This is a genomic window from Alteromonas sp. HB246098 (genome assembly GCF_054890645.1).
The window spans coordinates 225,650-245,032 of sequence record NZ_JBTZUG010000007.1; the positions used below are offsets into that span (position 1 = coordinate 225,650).

Consider the following 19,383-nt stretch of genomic DNA (forward strand, 5'->3'; position numbering starts at 1 on the left):
CGTCTACCATTAGGAGGCGCTTATTTCATGGAGATATCATGTTTCGATTATTTGTCATTGCATTGGGGTTTGTCTCCCTTCTTGCTTCCGCCGTTACATTGGCGTGCGAATTCAAGGGCGTTACTTTTTCTGCAGATTTTGAAGCCGGAAAATTAGATTCCTGTGAAGTCGACGAAAACGGCACCTATGTATTGAGCTTCTTACCAGAAGATAAGCCTATAAATCCTAGCCCTTGGTATTACTTTAGTGTTACCGCAGCAGGTGATTTATTGTCAAAACAAGCAGGAAAAGTAGATGTAGTGCTGACCTTTGATGGTTATACGCCAAGGTATTTACCTAAAGTGAGTTACGATCGAAAAAGCTGGAAGATAACCGCGTTTGATACCACAGAGCAGGGCATGACACTAACTTTGCCGGTATCAAAGCAGCCACTGTATGTGGCTGCCCAGCGTCCAATTCCAAATTCTGTTTACACAAACTGGCTAAAACAAGCAGAGCAAGACTTTGGCATTAAGCCGTTTACGATTGGTAAATCTACCGAAGGCCGCACACTTTCTGCATTTGCTCTTGAAAAGCCTGAAAACACCGAGTGGGTTATTTTCGTTGGTCGTCAACATCCACCAGAAGTAACAGGCGCGGTAGCCATGTTCTCTTTTCTAAATCAATTCTTATCCATTACATCTGAAAACAATGCGTTTTTGTCGCGCTTTAATGTTCTGGTTGTTCCGAACATAAACCCTGATGGTGTAGCCAATGGTCATTGGCGACATAGTGTTGGGCATAAAGATCTAAACCGCGATTGGAATGTCTTCTCTCAACCAGAGACCAAAGCAGTGAAAACATATCTAGATAAAATCACGAATGCTGGCGGGAAAATTGTAATGGGTATGGACTTTCATTCTACCCACAACAATGTTTTTTATACCATTCCGGTAGATGAAAGTATCGCCCCTAGCGACATGGTTGTAGGTTGGTTGGCCGACTTGCAAACACAAACCAAAGGCGTGTTTAAAGTCGTAGATAAACCTGGCACTTCACCAGGTAAAGGCGTTTTTAAACAGTTTTTTGCTGATGTTTATCACGTGCATGGTGTTACCTATGAAGTTGGTGATAATGAGCCGAATGAGAAAACTCGCTACGTTGCTAAACACGCCGCCAATACGCTTATCGATACGTTAATTGCCACTCCTGCTGAAGAATTTTATATTAAAGCGTGTGCAGACGAAGCAGCAAGTTGTGAGCAATGATTATGCATTTACGCACAAATAAACCCAAAGCGCTTCGCCATAAACTTGCTATCGCAGTTCTCATGTCCTCGATTAGTGTTGCAGGCCCTGTTAGGGCTGAAAGTATAGAGCAAACGGATGTTTCGGCGATAGACTCTAAAGCCGCGCTTACTTTTGTTCATCAAAGCACAATGAAGCATATTGCTAAAACTATGTGGGAAAAACCTGAATTGGGTTTTCTAGAGCACAATAGCAGCGCATTAATGCAACAGACGTTAATTAAGCGTGGTTTCAAAGTAACGGCCGGTATTGCGGGAATGCCCACTGCATTCATTGCGCAGTACAACCCGGTAGGCCAGACAGAAGAAGGTGTGCATAAGCCTGTTATCGGCTTGCTTGCCGAAATGGATGCCCTACCCAGCATGGGGGTTTTAAATACGTCTGATAAACAGCCGATTAGCACTAACGGACATGTTCACGCAGGTCATGCTTGTGGACACAACTTGTTTGCCGGCGGGATAATAGGTGCTGCGCTTAGCTTGGCTGATTATCTCGATTCCCATCCAAATCAAGGTTCTCTTAAGGTTTTCGGCGCACCCGCTGAAGAAGGGGGCTCAGGGAAAGTTTATTTGGTGAAAGCTGGCGTATTTGAAGACGTAGATGTTGCCCTTCATTGGCACCCATCGGATAGCACGACTTCTTCACCATCATCTTCGCTGGCCAACAAAAGTGGTAAGTTTCGCTTTTATGGGATTGCCGCGCATGCTGCTGCTGCGCCAGATAAAGGGCGTTCGGCATTAGATGGCGTAGAAGCTATGAACATGATGGTAAACTTAATGCGTGAGCATGTACCGGATGGCACGAGAATTCACTATGTCATCACTGACGGCGGAACTGCGCCCAATGTAGTGCCGGACTTCGCCGAAGTGTATTATTACGTACGCTCAGCACAGCCAGCTGTTGTGCTGTCACTGTGGGATAGATTGGAAAAAGCGGCGGAGGGAGCAGCACTTGGTACTGAAACCCGTGTTAATTGGGAAGTCACAGGTGGGGTGTGGAATGTATTACCTAATGTGACCTTATCAAAATTAATGCACAAGCACATTGACGCCGCACCTCCGATTATTTTGACTAAAAGCGAGCAACAGTTTGCTAGCGAAATAAGTCGCACTCGCGAGCAGGCCTTTAACCACAATGCTCACAGCACTCCAGAGCCCTTCGATGAAAAGATTACTGTTTGGTCTGCATCAACTGATGTTGGTGATGTGAGTTGGCAAGTGCCTACCGTGGGAGTATCTAGCGCCACCTGGGTAAAAGGAACCCCACCCCATACTTGGCAGGCATCAGCAATGAGTGGTACTGATATAGGTTACAAAGGTATGTACTTGGCCAGTGAGGTCATCACGCAAACTGCTGTATCCCTTTTCTCTGAACCTGAAAATATCAGTAAAGCGAAGCAAGAGTTTCAGCAACGAAAAAGTACGTTGAACTATGAACCCATGCTTGGGCAGAGAGCACCAGCACTTGATTATCGTAAGTAGAATATTCTCGTACTACTGCGTCAGAGGTTTATAACAATCTTGTAATGTAACTAAAAGGTTTGGCCGAATCTCGGTCAAATTCTTGATTCTATTCCGAACACTCGCTAATTTTTAACGATGACCCCAGATTAAATTATCGCTTAAATATCAGTAAAACCTTGTGTTTATAAGGGCTTTTCTTTTATCATTTGCGGTCGAAAATTTTGAAAACTTTCGTGACCTCGTAAACCAGTAAATTTTTGCTGTTACGTTGCTGTCATGACAAGCCATATGATGCATGACGCAAGCGTGATAAAACCAGTATAAGCTTGGGTTACACATCATAATTATCCAAACCTGGAGAAATGTGGATGAGCAATGTATCTGTAGATGCAACAGAGTCTGCACACAATGAAAACCAGCCAGAAAACAACACTCGTCGTCGGTTCTTGACCGTTGCCACGTCGGTAGTTGGTGGTGTAGGTGTCGTTGGTGCTGCTGTGCCTTTTATTGCGTCCTGGAATCCAAGCGCCAAAGCGAAAGCAGCCGGTGCTGACGTTGAAGTAGATATCAGCGGGATTGAGCCTGGACAATTAGTACGTGTAATGTGGCGAAGCAAGCCTGTATGGATTGTACGTCGTACGCCTGAGATTCTTGAAGAACTAGGCACACACGAAGATAAGCTGAAAGATCCTAACTCTGAAGCTGAGCAGCAACCTACTTTTGCTCAAAATCGTTTCCGTTCGATGAAAGAAGAATACCTGATTCTAGTGGGTATCTGTACGCACCTAGGTTGCTCTCCACAGCACCTTAAAGACGGCGCTTTCGAAGAAGTGGTTGAGGGTGTGCCAGATGGTTTCTTCTGCCCATGCCACGGTTCTAAGTTTGATATGGCAGGACGTGTATTCCAAAACGTACCGGCACCATTAAACCTAGTTGTACCGCCATATCAATTCGTTGATGACAATAACATCATCATCGGTTCAGAAGCGGAGGCTTAATTATTATGAATGCTTTCCTAGGTTGGATTGAAGAACGCATCCCAATGATGCGCGTTGCGAATATGCACGCTCTTCAATATCCTGCTCCAAAGAACATGAACTTTTGGTATGTGTTCGGTTTTCTAGCTACTATCGTTTTGGTAAACCAAATTGTTACTGGTATTTGGTTGACCATGAATTTCGTTCCATCTTCAGAAGGCGCGTTTGCCTCTGTTGAATACATCATGCGTGAGATCGACTACGGTTGGATCATTCGTTACATGCACAGTACTGGCGCATCAGCGTTCTTTATTGTGGTATATCTACACATGTTCCGCGGCATGATTTACGGTTCTTACCAGAAGCCTCGTGAGCTTCTGTGGGTGTTTGGTATGTTTATCTACCTAGCGCTTATGGCTGAAGCATTCATGGGTTATGTACTACCTTGGGGACAAATGTCTTACTGGGGTGCACAGGTAATCGTATCGCTATTTGGCGCTATCCCTGTTGTTGGTCCTGATTTGGTTATCTGGCTACAGGGTGACTACGTTATTTCTGGCGCAACACTTAACCGCTTCTTCGCATTACACGTTATTGCGTTGCCTTTAGTTATCGTTATTCTTGTGTTCCTTCACATTATCGCGCTACACGAAGTGGGTTCTAACAACCCAGATGGTATTGCAATTAAGCACAAGAAAGGTTCACTGCCTGAGTCTGAAAAGACCAAATATGAAATCCATGAATACTACACAAGCAAGTACGACATTGCTGATGACGTATTGCCGTTCTTCCCACACATCGTACTTAAAGACCTTGTGGCATTCTGTATTTTCTTAGCGCTATTTACTTATGTGTTGTTCTTTGCCCCTGAAATGGGCGGTAAATTCCTAGAACATCCTAACTTTGAAATTGCTAACCCGTTGAAAACACCTGAGCATATCTTCCCAGTGTGGTACTTCACGCCGTTCTACGCAATTTTGAAAGCGGTACCTGATAAGTTGTTCGGTGTACTAGCTATGTTCGGTGCAATTGCTGCGCTATTCGCTCTGCCTTGGTTAGACCGTGGTCGCGTTAAGTCATGGCGCTATCGCTGTGGTCTGCACAAAGTAAACCTTATTGTGTTTGCAATTGTGTTTATCTTCCTAGGTTACTTAGGTGGTACGCCACAAGAAAACTGGAAAATCATTGCGTCGCAAGTTGCTACAGTAATGTACTTCGGTTTCTTCATTGCATTGTTCTTGTACAGCAAAAACGAAAACACTAAACCTGTGCCAGAGAGGATTTCTAAATGAAAAAAATGATGTGCTTTTTAGCCTTCTTCCTACCTGGCGTAGCGCTTGCGGCAGGTGGAAACGTACACCTTGATAAAGCGCCTATCGACTTATCCGATAAGGCGTCTTTACAGCGTGGTGCACAGTTGTTCATGAACTACTGCTTAGGCTGTCACTCGATGAAGTACCAGCGTTATCAGCGTTCATTCCAAGACTTGGGTATTCCTGACGAACTAGGTCAAGAATACCTGCAGTTCACGGGTGAAAAAGTATCTGATTACATCACTCGTGCAATGCCCGAAGAAGCCGCAGCTGGCTGGTTCGGTGCTGCTCCACCAGATCTTACGCTTGTTGCACGTGTTCGTGGTGAAGACTGGATTTACACTTACTTGCGTTCTTTCTATGTAGACGAGAGCCGCCCGTTTGGTGTTAACAACACAGTATTCCCAGAAGTAGGTATGCCGCACGTACTACAACCACTTCAAGGGACGCCTACGCGCACTTATGAAGAGCAAATGGTTGATGGTGAAATGGTTAAGCGTTATGTAGGTATTAAGTCAGATGGTACTGGCGCAATGTCTCCTGACGAGTATGACCAAGCTGTTGCCGATATCGTGAACTTCCTAGAGTACACGGGCGAGCCTTCAAAACTGGAATCTCACAAAATCGGTAAGTGGGTACTTATCTTTATCGCAGTATTGTTTGTATTTGTTTACTTACTGAAGAAAGAATACTGGCGAGAAGTGCACTAATCGCACAGATTTATGTATAATATGAAAAGGGGGCTTCTCGCCCCCTTTTTTGGTATTTACTCGTGCTACCTGAAAACCCTTTTGTATAGAGTGTTCAGGTAGCACGAGTTAACGTAATAAGCTTACCGTTTGTAAGCGTAAACTTGTTTCTCGACGGAGGAAATTGAATGGCCGTAGCCGCGAATAAACGTTCTATTATGACGTTGTTCTCTGACACAATTGATATTTATAGCCACCAGGTGCGCATTGTGTTGGCAGAAAAAGGTGTGGGTGTTGAAATCAGCTACACAGATCCTAGCAACCTGTCTGAAGATCTGTTGGAGCTTAACCCTTACGGTACTGTTCCAACTCTAGTTGATCGCGAACTTGTACTTTACAAGTCGCATATCATCATGGAATACCTTGATGAGCGTTTCCCTCATCCACCACTAATGCCGGTTTACCCTGTATCACGTGGCCAAAGCCGTCTTATGATGCACCGCATTGAGCAAGATTGGTACTCGCTTGCTGCTCGTATCTTCCGTGGTGAAGGTGACGTAGAAGCAGCACGTAATGAGTTGCGTGAAGCCTTGCTTTCACTTGCCCCTGTATTTGGTGAAATGCCTTACTTCATGAGCGAAGAGTTCAGCTTAGTTGACTGCTACCTTGCTCCGCTATTGTGGCGTCTTCCTGCACTAGGCATTGAACTAAACGGTGCTGGCAGCAAAGAAATTAACGCTTACATGAACCGCATTTTCTCTCGTAGTTCATTTAAAGCATCTTTGACTGACCAAGAGCGCGAGATCCACAACCCGCTATGACATCTATGACGTCAAACCAGCCCTATTTGCTTAGGGCTTTTTATGAGTGGATTGTTGATAATGATTTGACGCCGTACATTGTGGTTGATGCAACTAACGAGTTGGTAGAAGTGCCGCAAGAGTTTGTTAAAGACGGTCAAATTGTTTTAAACGTATCGCCAAGTGCGTGTGTTAATTTCTCTCTCGATTTAGACGGCTTGTCGTTTCAAGCACGTTTTTCTGGGCAGCCCAGAAGATTGAGTATGCCTTGTGAAGCTGTGATGGCTATATACGCAAGGGAAAACGGTGCAGGTACAGTATTTGCCACCGAAGAAGATATTGCCCGCGCGCAGCAAGAGCGCACTGAAGCACCTGAAGATGTGTCTCAACCGAGCGGACCAACGCCTCTGGAAGACGCTGACTCTAGCGATGTTCAAGATGCGCCTGTCCCCCCTAAAAAGGGTAAGCCTAGCTTAAAGGTTATTAAGTAGCTAATTAAGTAGCTAACTGCGTCATTTGCATGGCAGCTATTTAAAAACTTTTAGTGTATTGACGTAGTCTGGCTTTGCAAAGCTATTCGCTTAAGCAGAGCCAACTATTATCTTTATATTTGCCCTATCTAATGTGTCACTTCTCAATTCGAAGCTTGTATATTACGCGTCGCAATTACTTGTCCAACTAAAAAACTTGTATCCTGATAAATACGAAAACACCCCATTACTTATAGGTAATAGGGCGCTAAAGCGGCTGATTCGCTATCGATCTATTAACGAGTTCGCGTTATCACAACACGACTTGTCGGGAAATCGAAGCGATGGGCTTCGGTTAGTACAGACGTTGACAACCCTTCACGGCTTGGGTCATTAGCGTTTGCACTGGTAACTACACCCTGGTGAAGTCTTACTGCATCGGCAAAGTCATCCCTCACTACATCATAACCTGCGGCTGCTCCGCCGCCACCCGCTGCACTAGCGGCGGGGCCAGGCATAGTGGCTGCAGTTTCTGTGTTTGCTTCCGTACCCGCATCCCAAGTCACTGTCATGAACGTTTTTATATCACCAACCGCCATGTTGCTTACATTTGCAGCGTTTAAGCCGGTGAATGCGTCGTTAGTGTTGACCAGCATGGTCGTTACTGTAAGGCGCAGGTTGTCAGCATCGAGTTCTGGAACCACAAGAGTTAGCTCTGCCCCCATTGAGCGAGGACCCAGTATTCCCTCTGAACTTAGCGCATCTAAAAAGTCAGTAGACTCTGCTGCTTCACTGATTACCATCGAGGGATCACCGCCCTCAGCCATGATTTCAATACCCATGCTGGCTGGCTCGCCCTCACTAAATGAATGGAAGCCTGGTTCATGCAAGATGACTGCAGCAGGTGCAAAGGGCTGAGAGTAGGTTAAGTTGGTAATTTGTACGGTATAAACCGCTGAATTACCGTTAATACCGTCTTGTCCATCTGCACCGTCTTCACCATCGGCACCATCTTGACCGTCGATTCCAGCTTCACCTTGTGGTCCAGCTGGCCCCTGAGGTCCTGTATCACCATCGTCGCCGCACGCCGCCAAAAGAGCTGATAGCATTAATAACGTACTGAGTTTTACTATTGGATTAGTCATAGTAATAGCTCCTTAAGATGCAGGAACAGTTATAACAACACGTGCAACGGGGTTTAACCAACGGTGTACAGTTGAATCTAAATCACTTGCACCTGAAGCATTGTCGGTGTCACCAAGCGCATTGCGGTGAATGTGTACCGGACCATCTTCACCATCTTCTATTTCACCATTAACTACCTGTGCTCCCACACCTGTGCCGCCCGTACCTAAGTCAACGATACGAGTTGGTGCACCACCGCCAGCAACACCAGGAACGCCATAACCCCCTAGCGCATTTCCTGTGCCGGCTTCAACGACGTCAGTACGAGCACTATTTAGCTCATCGTTTAACTCAGTGCCAGCATCGTAAGCATTAAGATAATACGTATAGGTGCCAGGTTCAGTAGGGATCTCAATACTGTCCATACCAACGAAGGCATCATTGGTTGGTATCAACATAGACAGCAGTGAAAGATAAGGCTTGTCCATTGTGTCGAAGGGATAACTTAATGTTGCTTTCGGGGCTAGAAGACCGCCAAAACGATGCCATGTATTTGAACCATTGTTTGTATCGACAGGACCCAATACCGCCTCAAAGTTAGCTCCGCTTGAGTCAGCGTTTTGTTCATCATCAATAACACCCGCTTCAGCAAGCCACGCTAGAGCCGATGAAGCTGGCTGTCCCACTTCAAAAGCGTCAACGGTGTCATCGTGCGCAATAACTAGCCGCGGCGTAAAGCTTTGCGCTTGGGTTAAGTTAGTAATTTCAACATCTAATGTAACGGCTTGGCTTACTGAAATTGTTGCGAGCGACAGTAGGGTAGCGCTAGCAAGTTTAGTGAATTTCATTTTATTGTCCTTGTTTATGACTTAAATCGCATAAAAATCTAGGGCAGTAAAATTTTTAATTCATCACAGAACTATCACAAAAAATACACAGATTTGTATCGACAAATAACAATATTGTTAGAAATTTTTAGTGCTTATTTATCAGTCAAAAAATTGTTATTAATGTGAAATAAAAACACGAAGGGTCGGGTCTTGTTTTTTATTGGCGAATTAGGAGCGAGATATGATCCTTATCATCTACACTGGAAATAAGTTTCAACAAAATATATCGCAATGCTTAAGTAAGCATAGCTTTCTTTACGACGCAGTCTCTAATTTTCAATCCGCAGAGTCTTTGCTTAAGGCGCAGCAGTATTCACTTATTATTGTCGAATCGCACAGTAATACTATGTGCTTGCAGCGTATTAGACGTTTAGTAGAAGCTAACCCTGAGAGCTGGGTGGTGGCCGTTGAAAGTGATATGCCGAGAACTGAGACGACTGAGGATACAGTCGATGAGGCTAATTACTATGAAGCAGGTGTCGATGACTTCCTTACAGGAACGTTTGACGAGCGTATGTTTTCAGCACGTATTCGTTCCCATATGCGAAGAAGTATGCCCACCCAAGAAGCCTTGCGATCTAACGATGGTAGCGAATATCGCATCGAAATTGGCCCGCTTAGGGTAGATCAGCGTTATCACAGCGTGACGATCAATGGTCAAATACTGGCACTAACGGCACGCGAATTCACCTTGTTGAATTATTTCTGTCGTCACCCCAATCAGGTGTTCTCTCGTAATCAGCTACTTAGCGAGGTTTGGGGTTATAACCATGAAGGTTATGAGCATACGGTAAACACACATATTAATCGTCTACGCGCTAAACTTGACAAGGTTAACAGTATTGAAAATGGTGGCCAGCTAGTACAAACCGTATGGGGCGTCGGATACAAACTGAATATAAATGGGTATACAGCCAAGGCGTTAAGCGCCTGAACGATATAGTTTAAAAAATTACTTGAGCCGTAGGAGCAGAGTAATCTTGTAATCTTCACCGACTTAAATTAAAAACAGCGTCGCAGTACCTAAGAACGCAAAAATACCCACTACATCAGTTATCGTAGTTAAGATAACACTGCCTGCTAAGGCAGGGTCTATCTTAAGACGCTTCATGATCATGGGTAAGGTCGCGCCTGCAAGCGCCGCCGCAATCATGTTTACCATCATCGCAAAGGCAATAATAACGCCTAGCATGTAGTCTTGTTTCCAAAGGGCGATGACAGAAGCAATAAGCACCGCCCAAATTGCGCCATTTAAAAAGCCGATAGAGATTTCTTTACTAATAAGCCATCGCGAGTTGCTGGCATTTACATGACCTAGTGCCATACCACGAATAACAAGGGTCAGCGTTTGGTTACCCGCTACACCGCCCATACTGGGAACAATGGTATTTAATATAGCTAACACAGCCAGTTGGCTGAGTGTTGCTTCGAATAAGTCGCTCACCATGGCGGCCATTAGCGCCGTCACCAAGTTTACCGCCAGCCACACCGAGCGTCGTTTGGTACTTTGCATAACCGGTGCAAAGGTATCTTCGTCGTCATCAAGACCCGCCATACTCATCATTGAGTGCTCGGCGTCTTCACGAATAATATCAACCACGTCGTCAATGGTAATTCGGCCCACTAAGCGATGATTCTCATCAACTACGGGCGCTGAAAGCCAGTTATATCGCTCGAAAAGGCTAGCAACTTCATCGTCGGGCATGTTTACCGGAATGGCCTCTGACTCTTCGTCCATGACATCAGACACTTTGTCGTCGGTATCCGCGGTGAGTAGACGGGCAACGGGGACGATACCAACTAGGTTGTCGGTCCTATTTACTACATAGAAGGTGTCTGTATTTTCTGGTAACTCACCTTTTAAACGAATGTAACGGAGAACCACATCAATGGTGACGTCAGGACGCAAGGTAATGGTGTCGGTGTTCATGATGAAACCAGCGGTTTCTTCACCGTAAGACAGTGCTTGCTCTGCACGTACGCGGTCTTGGGCATCCATTGAATCGAGAATGTCTGCCAACACAGGTTCAGGAAGACTACTCAGCGTTTCTGCTAAGTCATCGGTATCCATCTCTTCAAGTGCGTCAACCACGTTGGCGGGGAGCATCTTTGTTATAATACCGTTTCGAACATCGTCAGACAGTTCTTCTAAAATGTCGCCGTGAAAATCGCTATCAATTAACTCCCACAACTCATCACGGGTCCTGCTTGGACTAGACTCAAGAATATGCGCAACGTCTGAAGGAGGAAGTTCAAGCAGAAGCTTACGTACAGATACAAATTGCCCGTTTATTAACGCTGCGTTAAGTGCACGTAATTGGGTTTGTACGTATTTAGAAACAAGCGCTTCTGCCATAAGGCGTTATTCCTACTATGCTGAGATGGAAAAATAGAGACTGTTTTAGCCTAAGTGTGCGTAGAATATCGCAATTATAATAAGTCTGTCATGATAATTGCGTGGCTTTTACGCAAGAATTTGGAATTACTAAGTTAGCTGTTGATTAATTCGTCAAGAGTGAAGCGTGTTGAGACTATTCGTCTTCGTTAAATCTGCCTTCAATTAGCTCCTCGATGGCAGCAAGTGCATCGACCGCGTCATCACCATCGACAATAACATCTACCTGTTCGCCCTGATGACTTTCCAGCATCATCAAGCCTAAAACGCTACTTGCATCGGCTTCTTTATCACCTTTTTTCAATATGATTTTGGCATCAAATTGATTAGCAAGCTTAACCAATTGCGTGGCTGCTCTAGCGTGTAAACCTAGTTTATTAACGATAGTAAGCGTTTTTTGAATAGTCATTACTGGTTAAGCTCTCGGTGACGAATTTGAACATCAGGATGTATTTCACTGAAGGTTTTCGACAAGGTTTGGGCAATATAGACAGAGCGGTGCTGGCCGCCAGTGCAACCAATCGCTACCGTTACATAGCTTCTATTGTTGCGCTCTAGGTGAGGAAGCCATGTGGTCATTAAGTTCTGTATCTGCCAGATAAATTTGGTTACTACAGGTTGTGAGCCTAAAAATACCTCCACGGGGGAATCTAACCCAGTAAGGTGTCTAAGGTCAGGTTCCCAATGAGGGTTGGGAAGGAAGCGCGCATCAAAAACATAATCTGCGTCTTTAGGAATGCCGTGTTTAAAGCCAAACGATTCGAACACCAGTACAAGGCGTGAACTTTTCTTCCCTAAAATACGTTCCCGAATAAGTTCGGCGAGTTGGTGTATCGTTAGCTTATCTGTATCAAGGTATAAATCAGCGCGTTCAGTAATTGGAGCAAGGAGCGCAGATTCTGCTCTAATAGCCTCCGATAGAGACTTATTTAGTTTAGCTAAAGGATGAAGACGGCGAGTTTCGCTAAACCGCTTGACCAGTACGTCATCGCTTGCGTCAATGTACACTATAGTCATCGACCAAGAAGAAGGCAGATAATCTAGAATCTCTACCAAGTCATCTGGATTTTTGGGAAGATTCCTTACGTCGATACTTACTGCAACTTGGTCGTATTCATCAACAACAGTATGGGTGAGGGTGGGAAGCAAATTTACTGGGATATTATCAACACAGTAATAACCTAAGTCTTCCAAAGCGCGAAGTGCGACAGACTTACCAGACCCTGAACGACCACTGATTATGATCAGCTTCACCTAAACTCTCCCTTATATTCTGGTTTCATCACATACGCGTTGTTGAATAAAGCGCCTATCTATAATGTATAGGCTCTTATGGCTTAACTTAATGCAGAAATAATCTCGTCGCTGGTTGTTGCACGGCGTATTGTTTTAATTGTTTCTTTGTCACTGAGCTTACCTGCTACGGTAGCCAGTGTTTGAAGGTGTCCTTCGGTTTGCTCTTCGGGAACGAGTAGCGCAAAAAATATGTCTACGGGCTTTTCATCTAGGGCATCAAAGTTGATAGCTGGTGTGCTTGTTACAACAATTGCTATTACCTTCTCAAGGCCAGCCAGGCGACCGTGAGGCAGTGCTATGCCGTTGCCAATACCCGTGCTACCCATACGTTCTCGAGCCATTAAGCTATTTAAAACCGTTGCCTGGTCGATGTTATCATTTTGCTTGGCAGCGATATCAGCGATGATCTCAAGAATTCGCTTTTTACTATTACACTGAACCGCACACTCGGTGCGGTCCAGACTTACGATGGCTTGTATATCCATGCTTAATTAACTACTAATGTTTTTTCAGTTTTTCCTTATGCTTGATTACCTGCCGGTCGAGTTTATCAACCATGCTGTCAATCGCCGCATACATGTCGGTATTTTCTGAGGATGCGAATACTTCAGCGCCACTTAAATGAACAGTCGCTTCGGCTTTTTGATTTAATTTTTCAACGTTCAGGATGACATGCACATTAGAAATGTGATCAAAGTGACGTTCAAGTTTGCTGAACTTCGTATCGACATAATTACGCAAAGAGTCGGTGATTTCGACATGATGACCAGTGAGGTTGATTTGCATATTTCGTCTTCCTTATATATTTAAGCCTAGTTAAATAAGGCTTTTGCGTTGGTTCGACGGTGGGATCGATAACGATTCCCGATATTTTGCTATTGTTCGCCGAGCGACTTTTATGCCTTGCTCTGCCAACAACGAAGCAATCTTGCTATCACTTAGCGGCTTGCTAGGATTTTCCGCAGCCACTAACTTCTTGATCAATGCACGAATCGCTGTAGATGAACATTCACCACCTGACTCAGTTGCTACGTGGCTTGAGAAGAAATACTTCAATTCAAAGATACCACGAGGCGTATGCATATACTTTTGCGTTGTCACACGGGAAATAGTCGATTCGTGCATATCTACCATTTCTGCGACATCATTTAGTACCATTGGTTTCATCATTTCCGGGCCGTGCTCAAAAAAGCCCATTTGCTGCTGCACAATACAATTTGCGACCTTCATTAAGGTATCGTTACGAGATTCAAGGCTCTTTATGAACCACTTGGCCTCTTGCATGTGTGAGCGGATGAATTGTGAATCGCTACTGTTCTTAGCACGGCGACTCATTGCTGCGTACTGTTGATTTACGCTTAATTTCGGCAGACTGTCGGGGTTCAGCTCAACCACCCAACGGCCATTTTTCTTGGTTACCGAGACATCAGGAATAACGTACTCAGGCTCTTTAGTAACTAAAGCACTACCTGGACGTGGATTCAAGGTTTGAAGTAAACGCATTGCTTCGCGCAGCTGATCTTCTTTTAATCGGCTCTTACGCATTAGGGTGCGGTAGTCTTTACTGCTCAGTAAATCTGAATATTCCTCAATAAGCTGCTTCGCTTCAGCAAGCCACGGTGTGTCTTCTGAAAACTGGCGCAATTGCACCATAAGACATTCTTGAGGGGTACGAGAACCTGAACCAATGGGGTCGAACATTTGAATACGCTTAAGTACACATTCTATTTCGTCCATTTCGATAGGCTCTTCAAGATCATCATCGTTGACCGCTTCTAAGATATCGTCAAGAGTAACGGTCAAATAACCTGATTCGTCAATCGAATCGATGATTGCAGTAGCAATGGCGCGGTCAGTATCCGAAAAATGAGTGAGGCGCATTTGCCAAAGCAAGTGCTCTTGTATGTCTTCAGTGGTCTCACCTTGAAAGATTTGTTCATCATCATTAGATGGACCAGGTGCTGGCGCAGAAGAAGCGGAATAATACTCATCCCAAGTGCTGTCGATAGGTAGCTCATCGGGAAGGTCATTCTTCTCCAGTGCATCTCCTGCTTCTAGCGTGTCGCTTGATGCAGAAGCTGTCGCTTCAGCAGCGCTATCGTCACTATCGACATTGTTCTTTTCTACTTGTGGCTCGTCGCTACCTTCTTCCACTTCTAAAAGCGGATTAGAGTCGAGCGCTTCTTGAATCTCTTGCTGAAGATCAAGCGTAGAAAGCTGCAGCAGCTTAATGGCCTGCTGCAGCTGAGGTGTCATGGTAAGTTGTTGGCTAAATTTTAGCTGTAAAGATGGTTTCATCTACGTCTTATTTAAATGCTCTAAATTAAATATACCAGAGCGAAACTGAAAAATGACAATTCGGTTACACTAACTATAGCCTGAATTGTTCGCCTAGGTATACGTCCCTTACTTTTTGATTACTTAAAACCTGTTCCGCAGTTCCTTGCGCAATAAGCTCGCCATGACTCACAATGTACGCTTTTTCACAAACATCCAATGTTTCGCGTACGTTATGGTCCGTGATAAGGATACCAATACCCCTATCTCGCAGATGCTGTATTATCTTCTTTATATCATTAACTGATATTGGATCAACACCGGCAAATGGTTCGTCTAACAAAATAAACTGTGGTTTTGCTGCCAGAGCTCGTGCAATCTCTACGCGACGCCGTTCTCCCCCTGACAAACTCATCCCCGTACTATTACGTATATGGTTGATATTAAATTCATCAAGTAGGGCATCTGCTTCTTCTTCTTGCTGTTGTGAATTTAAATCTTTACGGGTTTGCAAAATGGCCATGATATTTTCATGTACCGTAAGCTTTCTAAATATTGATGCCTCTTGCGGGAGGTAGCCTATACCGCGGCGTGCGCGCTCATGCATTGGCTGGTGAGTAAGCTCATTATCATCAATTTCGATCTTGCCTTTGTCTAAGTTGACCAAACCTACAATCATGTAAAAAGTAGTGGTCTTACCAGCTCCATTAGGGCCGAGAAGACCAACAATTTGACCGGTAGACACTGAAAGGCTTACGTCGCGAACAACCTGTCGCGATTTATACGATTTAGCAAGGTTTTTAGCGCTCAAAGTTGCCATTGCTATTCATTGTCCTCGTTGTCTTTCTTAGACGATGTTTTACGAATGGTGTCAGGGGTAAACACTGTGGTTACACGACCTTCACCATCTTCACCGGCGCCACCCGTTGCAAGCAATTGTTCAGTAATCATATCGAACGTAATCTTATCACCTTGCACTTTACTGGTATCTTGCTGTAGCTCAGCATTACCCGCCAGAGAAATAGTGCGATTAATTACTTCATAGCGAATTTCATTAGCTTTCGCTGATACCGGTGTACCGTCTTCTAGTGATTGAGAATAGCTTGCAGGGTTGCCACGAGCGATAAATATTTCACGGCCGCTGCCATCTGTAGCTATTACTTCTACTTCATCAGCTTCGATTAGGAGTGAACCTTGGGTAATAAGTACATCTTCCTTGTACAGAGCTGTTTTGTTTTTACCATCAATAAACTGGGTGTTTGACCCTATCTTAATGGGTTGTGAAAAATCTTCTTCACTGGCTGTTACCGCACCGCTAGCGATGGCAAGTAGAAGGCTAGTTGCTAGGGGAATAAGTCGTTTGTACATGATCTAAAAGCTCGTATTCTTGTGTGCGTAAATTCGCGTTAAACCCATTGCTTAAAATAAGGTATTGCGTACCCAGTATCTCAACGGGTTGATCAGATGTCATTTGTTTCGTGTCTAAATTTATTTGGATGTATTCCGTGGATAAACTTTTGACAAAATCATCGCTGGTTTGATTTTCAATAACAACGCTATCTTCAAGCTGAATTAATTCATTGTTATAAAGCGTTCCTTCCTCGGCAGTTACAACCCAAGGTGATGAAGCACTTTCTGTATAAAGGGTATATTTAGGTTGTTGGAACAAAACAAAGCCTAATTGGTCGTAGTGCTCCATCGACTCTGCAAAGACTTTGTGATTTAACTCACCATCTTGGTTGTACAAGGTCGTAGTTAAGTTTTTTGCCTTGTAGGCAGGCTTAAGCGCATCATTTTCGCTACTACCTTGAGTTTCAGGCTGCTCTTCCATCCACGTTGGGATGTACATCAGCATCGCTAAAATAAATAGCGCCGATATACTTAAACCTAAGCGATTAAAGCCAAACTGGCTCATACACTAGCTCCGAAAATGTCATTTGCAACGCCTTTAGCCTGCAAAATAGTATCCGATATTTCTCGAACCGCACCAAACCCACCTGGAAGTGTGGTGATCCAGTTCGCTTGTTTTGCAACAAAAGGGTGAGCATCGGCAACCGCAATTTTTACCGCTACGTGCTGATACATGCCAGTATCGGGCATATCATCACCTACGGCGGCAACTTCGCTGGGACTTAACCCAAGGCTTTTCATTAACTCGCCAAGCGCTTCAGCTTTGTTTTCTTCACCCTGAATAATGTGCGCCACATTTAGCGCCTTCATTCTGTTTTCTACAATTGCTGAACGACGCCCTGTTATAACGGCGACGTTAACACCATTACTTACCAAGGCTTTCACGCCATAGCCGTCGCGGGTGTGAAAAGCTTTAAGTTCTTCACCGTCGTTGCCCAAATAAATGCGTCCGTCTGAAAATACGCCATCCACGTCACAAACCAGTAGCTTAATATTTGCCAACTGCTCAAAAAGTGCCTGGTCTAAATCGGTGTATAGAGTTGTCGTCATTTAGAGTACTCCCGCCTTTAAAAGCATGTGCATGTTGAAGGCTCCGACAGGGTTGCGCTTTTCATCGGTAACCATCAATGCGCTTATCTTATGGGTTTCCATTAGGTTTAGGGCTTCTACAGCTAGCTGCTCTGCTGTGGTTGTTTTGCCGCCTTTGGTCATTACATCTTCTACTGTCGCACTATGCACATCTATACGGGCATCAAGTATTCGGCGTAAATCACCATCAGTAAATACGCCTGTTAACGAACCATCGGGAGCGATAACACCAGTCATGCCTAAGCCCTTTTTGGAAATTTCCAAAAGTGCATCAGCAACAGTTGCATTTAAATTTACTAGTGGGATATCGCTGCCACTTAGCATGATATCACTCACTTTAAGCAGTAGTTTTCTACCTAAGCTACCGCCGGGGTGCGACAGTGCAAAGTCGTCTGAAGTGAAACCTTTTTGGTCGAGCAGGGCTACCGCAAGGGCATCACCCATAACCAGTGTGGCCGTAGTGCTTGATGTGGGCGCCAGACCTAATGAACATGCTTCTTTTTCTACACTAATATCCAGCACTACGTCTGCGTGTTGTCCTAACGAACTATTGGCACTGTTGGTCATTGCCACTACCAGTATGCCTAAGCGCTTAACAACGGGCAGCAAGTTAACTAATTCGTTGGTTTCACCAGAATTGGAAATGGCTAAGAGCACATCTCCTTTACTCAGCATGCCCAAGTCGCCGTGGTTGGCTTCACCGGGATGCATGAAAAAGGCAGGTGTCCCAGTGCTCGCGAGGGTAGCGGCGATTTTATTGCCGATATGTCCAGATTTTCCCATACCGCTTACAACCACTTTACCTTTGCAAGAGAAAAGAATGTTGCATGCAGTGATAAAGTCATCATTTAAGCGCTCTGCAAGGTTGGCAATAGCCTGCGTTTCAATGTCGATAACGCGCTTTGCCGATTCGATATAGTGCATCTGAGTTTGTGTATTCATGATTATCCGAACAGCCAGTATTGGTAGCCGATAAAGCAAGCCAGAAGTATGAATCCATTGGTTCTTGATATAGTACGCTTTCCAATTAAATCGAAGCTGAACAAGAACAACAGCAAAGTCAAACCGAGCATAACGTACATGTCTCGGTTATAAACGTCAGGGTCTAGCAGACCTGGGGCAATTAAACCTGGCATACCGAGTACGGCTAGCAGGTTGAAAATATTAGAGCCAATAATATTACCCAGTGCTAAATCGTCTTCACCTTTAAGCACACCTGCGACACTTGCCGCTAATTCAGGAAGGCTTGTGCCAAACGCAATAATCGTCAACCCGATAACTAAGTCAGAAATGCCCATGTATCTGGCAATTTCCACGGCTGAGTTTACAAGGAAGTGGGCACTCAAAGGTAATACAACAAGGCCAACACCAACCCAGATAAGCGCTGAGGTATTAGAAACGCCCTTTGGAATTTCATCTGCGGTCTCAGCCACCAGCGGGTCTTCTTTATCAACTTGTAGCGATAACCAAGCCATCATTGCCAAAACAAATATAAATAGACCTAGTAAAATTATCCCTTCGTAAGACTTTAGCTCGCCATCAAACATAAAGCCTAGCGCAATCAGTGAGATAATAAGAAGCGCGGGGAGTTCACGCTTAAGCGTTGTAGATGAAACAAGAAGCGGCTTTACTAATGCAGTTACACCTAACACTAGTGCGACATTAGTTATATTTGAACCAAGGGCATTACCCACGGCTGTGTTCATATTGCCATTTGCAGAGGCAATAGCGGAAACCACAATTTCAGGTGCCGAAGAGCCCATGGCGACAATCGTTAACCCGATCATCATAGGAGAGATGCCGATGTTCTTTGCTAGCGCGGAAGCACCGTACACAAAACGGTCTGCACTCCAACTTAAGACAATCAACCCAACCAGAAAAATGACAATGTTTAAAAGCACAA

General features: G+C 44.6%; 22 protein-coding genes. 8 read left to right on the top strand and 14 right to left on the bottom strand.

Translation table 11 applies throughout. The features are described from left to right. Positions 1-38 precede the first annotated feature (38 nt). The 7 genes from ACYTPF_RS15520 to ACYTPF_RS15550 all read left to right on the top strand — a co-directional run bounded on the left by ACYTPF_RS15520 (position 39) and on the right by ACYTPF_RS15550 (position 7,019). Complete coding sequence (locus ACYTPF_RS15520) at positions 39-1,247, top strand: M14 family metallopeptidase (RefSeq protein WP_461852845.1); 1,209 nt, start codon at positions 39-41, stop codon at positions 1,245-1,247. Between the two features lie 2 nt (positions 1,248-1,249). Further along, complete coding sequence (locus tag ACYTPF_RS15525) at positions 1,250-2,767, top strand: amidohydrolase (RefSeq protein WP_461852846.1); 1,518 nt, start codon at positions 1,250-1,252, stop codon at positions 2,765-2,767. A 350-nt stretch (positions 2,768-3,117) separates the two neighbouring features. Further along, positions 3,118-3,747 (top strand): ubiquinol-cytochrome c reductase iron-sulfur subunit, encoded by a 630-nt coding sequence (gene petA / locus ACYTPF_RS15530; protein ID WP_118490220.1) that lies wholly within the window; start codon positions 3,118-3,120, stop codon positions 3,745-3,747. 5 nt (positions 3,748-3,752) lie between these two features. Next, positions 3,753-5,018, top strand: coding sequence for a cytochrome b (locus tag ACYTPF_RS15535; RefSeq protein ID WP_110288466.1), 1,266 nt, complete (start codon positions 3,753-3,755; stop codon positions 5,016-5,018). Then, positions 5,015-5,749, top strand: coding sequence for a cytochrome c1 (locus ACYTPF_RS15540; protein WP_110288465.1), 735 nt, complete (start codon positions 5,015-5,017; stop codon positions 5,747-5,749). Before ACYTPF_RS15535 ends, ACYTPF_RS15540 begins: the two co-directional genes overlap by 4 nt. Positions 5,750-5,916: 167 nt before the next feature. Then, on the top strand, positions 5,917-6,549 hold the full coding sequence (sspA, locus tag ACYTPF_RS15545; RefSeq protein ID WP_012517332.1) for a stringent starvation protein SspA: 633 nt from the start codon (positions 5,917-5,919) through the stop codon (positions 6,547-6,549). Beyond that, a complete protein-coding gene (locus ACYTPF_RS15550; protein WP_461852847.1) occupies positions 6,546-7,019 on the top strand; it encodes a ClpXP protease specificity-enhancing factor in 474 nt (157 codons plus the stop codon). The genes sspA and ACYTPF_RS15550 overlap by 4 nt, the downstream gene beginning before the upstream one ends. 275 nt (positions 7,020-7,294) lie before the next feature. On the opposite strand, the gene ACYTPF_RS15555 is transcribed toward ACYTPF_RS15550, so the two are convergent. Then, positions 7,295-8,143 (bottom strand): spondin domain-containing protein, encoded by an 849-nt coding sequence (locus ACYTPF_RS15555; RefSeq protein ID WP_461852848.1) that lies wholly within the window; start codon positions 8,141-8,143, stop codon positions 7,295-7,297. Positions 8,144-8,155: 12 nt separating this feature from the next. Then, positions 8,156-8,971 (bottom strand): spondin domain-containing protein, encoded by an 816-nt coding sequence (locus tag ACYTPF_RS15560; RefSeq protein WP_461852849.1) that lies wholly within the window; start codon positions 8,969-8,971, stop codon positions 8,156-8,158. Between the two features lie 223 nt (positions 8,972-9,194). Here ACYTPF_RS15560 and ACYTPF_RS15565 point away from each other — a divergent pair, with 223 nt between their 5' ends. Next, positions 9,195-9,947: a response regulator transcription factor gene (locus ACYTPF_RS15565; protein WP_461852850.1), complete on the top strand. Its 753-nt coding sequence runs from the start codon at positions 9,195-9,197 to the stop codon at positions 9,945-9,947. 63 nt (positions 9,948-10,010) lie between these two features. On the opposite strand, the gene mgtE is transcribed toward ACYTPF_RS15565, so the two are convergent. The 12 genes from mgtE to ACYTPF_RS15625 form a co-directional block, all read right to left on the bottom strand. After that, positions 10,011-11,369, bottom strand: a complete 1,359-nt coding sequence (gene mgtE / locus ACYTPF_RS15570) for a magnesium transporter (protein ID WP_461852851.1) — start codon at positions 11,367-11,369, stop codon at positions 10,011-10,013. Between the two features lie 175 nt (positions 11,370-11,544). Further along, complete coding sequence (locus tag ACYTPF_RS15575) at positions 11,545-11,817, bottom strand: HPr family phosphocarrier protein (protein WP_179982438.1); 273 nt, start codon at positions 11,815-11,817, stop codon at positions 11,545-11,547. After that, positions 11,817-12,662: an RNase adapter RapZ gene (rapZ, locus tag ACYTPF_RS15580; RefSeq protein WP_461852852.1), complete on the bottom strand. Its 846-nt coding sequence runs from the start codon at positions 12,660-12,662 to the stop codon at positions 11,817-11,819. The genes ACYTPF_RS15575 and rapZ overlap by 1 nt, the downstream gene beginning before the upstream one ends. 83 nt (positions 12,663-12,745) lie before the next feature. Beyond that, the gene (ptsN, locus tag ACYTPF_RS15585; protein ID WP_118490209.1) at positions 12,746-13,189 is read right to left on the bottom strand and encodes a PTS IIA-like nitrogen regulatory protein PtsN; all 444 of its coding nucleotides are present in this window, start codon (positions 13,187-13,189) and stop codon (positions 12,746-12,748) included. A 13-nt stretch (positions 13,190-13,202) separates the two neighbouring features. Continuing rightward, on the bottom strand, positions 13,203-13,490 hold the full coding sequence (hpf, locus tag ACYTPF_RS15590; RefSeq protein WP_012517338.1) for a ribosome hibernation promoting factor: 288 nt from the start codon (positions 13,488-13,490) through the stop codon (positions 13,203-13,205). Positions 13,491-13,520: 30 nt separating this feature from the next. Continuing rightward, on the bottom strand, positions 13,521-15,002 hold the full coding sequence (locus tag ACYTPF_RS15595; RefSeq protein ID WP_461852853.1) for an RNA polymerase factor sigma-54: 1,482 nt from the start codon (positions 15,000-15,002) through the stop codon (positions 13,521-13,523). A gap of 73 nt (positions 15,003-15,075) precedes the next feature. Then, positions 15,076-15,801 (bottom strand): LPS export ABC transporter ATP-binding protein, encoded by a 726-nt coding sequence (lptB, locus tag ACYTPF_RS15600; RefSeq protein ID WP_118490207.1) that lies wholly within the window; start codon positions 15,799-15,801, stop codon positions 15,076-15,078. A 2-nt stretch (positions 15,802-15,803) separates the two neighbouring features. After that, a complete protein-coding gene (lptA, locus tag ACYTPF_RS15605; protein WP_269917290.1) occupies positions 15,804-16,349 on the bottom strand; it encodes a lipopolysaccharide transport periplasmic protein LptA in 546 nt (181 codons plus the stop codon). Continuing rightward, positions 16,318-16,896, bottom strand: coding sequence for an LPS export ABC transporter periplasmic protein LptC (lptC, locus tag ACYTPF_RS15610; RefSeq protein ID WP_269917291.1), 579 nt, complete (start codon positions 16,894-16,896; stop codon positions 16,318-16,320). The genes lptA and lptC overlap by 32 nt, the downstream gene beginning before the upstream one ends. Continuing rightward, positions 16,893-17,441, bottom strand: coding sequence for a 3-deoxy-manno-octulosonate-8-phosphatase KdsC (kdsC, locus tag ACYTPF_RS15615; protein ID WP_461852854.1), 549 nt, complete (start codon positions 17,439-17,441; stop codon positions 16,893-16,895). The genes lptC and kdsC overlap by 4 nt, the downstream gene beginning before the upstream one ends. Continuing rightward, complete coding sequence (locus tag ACYTPF_RS15620; RefSeq protein WP_461852855.1) at positions 17,442-18,422, bottom strand: KpsF/GutQ family sugar-phosphate isomerase; 981 nt, start codon at positions 18,420-18,422, stop codon at positions 17,442-17,444. A 2-nt stretch (positions 18,423-18,424) separates the two neighbouring features. Next, positions 18,425-19,381: a calcium/sodium antiporter gene (locus ACYTPF_RS15625; RefSeq protein ID WP_461852856.1), complete on the bottom strand. Its 957-nt coding sequence runs from the start codon at positions 19,379-19,381 to the stop codon at positions 18,425-18,427. Between the last annotated feature and the right edge of the window lie 2 nt (positions 19,382-19,383).

What these genes read in the sequence shown, in the direction of transcription:
- ACYTPF_RS15520 (WP_461852845.1), top strand. Translation starts at nt 39, where the DNA reads ATGTTTCGATTATTTGTCATTGCATTGGGGTTTGTCTCCCTTCTTGCT.
- ACYTPF_RS15525 (WP_461852846.1), top strand. Translation starts at nt 1,250, where the DNA reads ATGCATTTACGCACAAATAAACCCAAAGCGCTTCGCCATAAACTTGCT.
- petA (WP_118490220.1), top strand. Translation starts at nt 3,118, where the DNA reads ATGAGCAATGTATCTGTAGATGCAACAGAGTCTGCACACAATGAAAAC.
- ACYTPF_RS15535 (WP_110288466.1), top strand. Translation starts at nt 3,753, where the DNA reads ATGAATGCTTTCCTAGGTTGGATTGAAGAACGCATCCCAATGATGCGC.
- ACYTPF_RS15540 (WP_110288465.1), top strand. Translation starts at nt 5,015, where the DNA reads ATGAAAAAAATGATGTGCTTTTTAGCCTTCTTCCTACCTGGCGTAGCG.
- sspA (WP_012517332.1), top strand. Translation starts at nt 5,917, where the DNA reads ATGGCCGTAGCCGCGAATAAACGTTCTATTATGACGTTGTTCTCTGAC.
- ACYTPF_RS15550 (WP_461852847.1), top strand. Translation starts at nt 6,546, where the DNA reads ATGACATCTATGACGTCAAACCAGCCCTATTTGCTTAGGGCTTTTTAT.
- ACYTPF_RS15555 (WP_461852848.1), bottom strand. Translation starts at nt 8,143, where the DNA reads ATGACTAATCCAATAGTAAAACTCAGTACGTTATTAATGCTATCAGCT.
- ACYTPF_RS15560 (WP_461852849.1), bottom strand. Translation starts at nt 8,971, where the DNA reads ATGAAATTCACTAAACTTGCTAGCGCTACCCTACTGTCGCTCGCAACA.
- ACYTPF_RS15565 (WP_461852850.1), top strand. Translation starts at nt 9,195, where the DNA reads ATGATCCTTATCATCTACACTGGAAATAAGTTTCAACAAAATATATCG.
- mgtE (WP_461852851.1), bottom strand. Translation starts at nt 11,369, where the DNA reads ATGGCAGAAGCGCTTGTTTCTAAATACGTACAAACCCAATTACGTGCA.
- ACYTPF_RS15575 (WP_179982438.1), bottom strand. Translation starts at nt 11,817, where the DNA reads ATGACTATTCAAAAAACGCTTACTATCGTTAATAAACTAGGTTTACAC.
- ptsN (WP_118490209.1), bottom strand. Translation starts at nt 13,189, where the DNA reads ATGGATATACAAGCCATCGTAAGTCTGGACCGCACCGAGTGTGCGGTT.
- hpf (WP_012517338.1), bottom strand. Translation starts at nt 13,490, where the DNA reads ATGCAAATCAACCTCACTGGTCATCATGTCGAAATCACCGACTCTTTG.
- ACYTPF_RS15595 (WP_461852853.1), bottom strand. Translation starts at nt 15,002, where the DNA reads ATGAAACCATCTTTACAGCTAAAATTTAGCCAACAACTTACCATGACA.
- lptB (WP_118490207.1), bottom strand. Translation starts at nt 15,801, where the DNA reads ATGGCAACTTTGAGCGCTAAAAACCTTGCTAAATCGTATAAATCGCGA.
- lptA (WP_269917290.1), bottom strand. Translation starts at nt 16,349, where the DNA reads ATGTACAAACGACTTATTCCCCTAGCAACTAGCCTTCTACTTGCCATC.
- lptC (WP_269917291.1), bottom strand. Translation starts at nt 16,896, where the DNA reads ATGAGCCAGTTTGGCTTTAATCGCTTAGGTTTAAGTATATCGGCGCTA.
- kdsC (WP_461852854.1), bottom strand. Translation starts at nt 17,441, where the DNA reads ATGACGACAACTCTATACACCGATTTAGACCAGGCACTTTTTGAGCAG.
- ACYTPF_RS15620 (WP_461852855.1), bottom strand. Translation starts at nt 18,422, where the DNA reads ATGAATACACAAACTCAGATGCACTATATCGAATCGGCAAAGCGCGTT.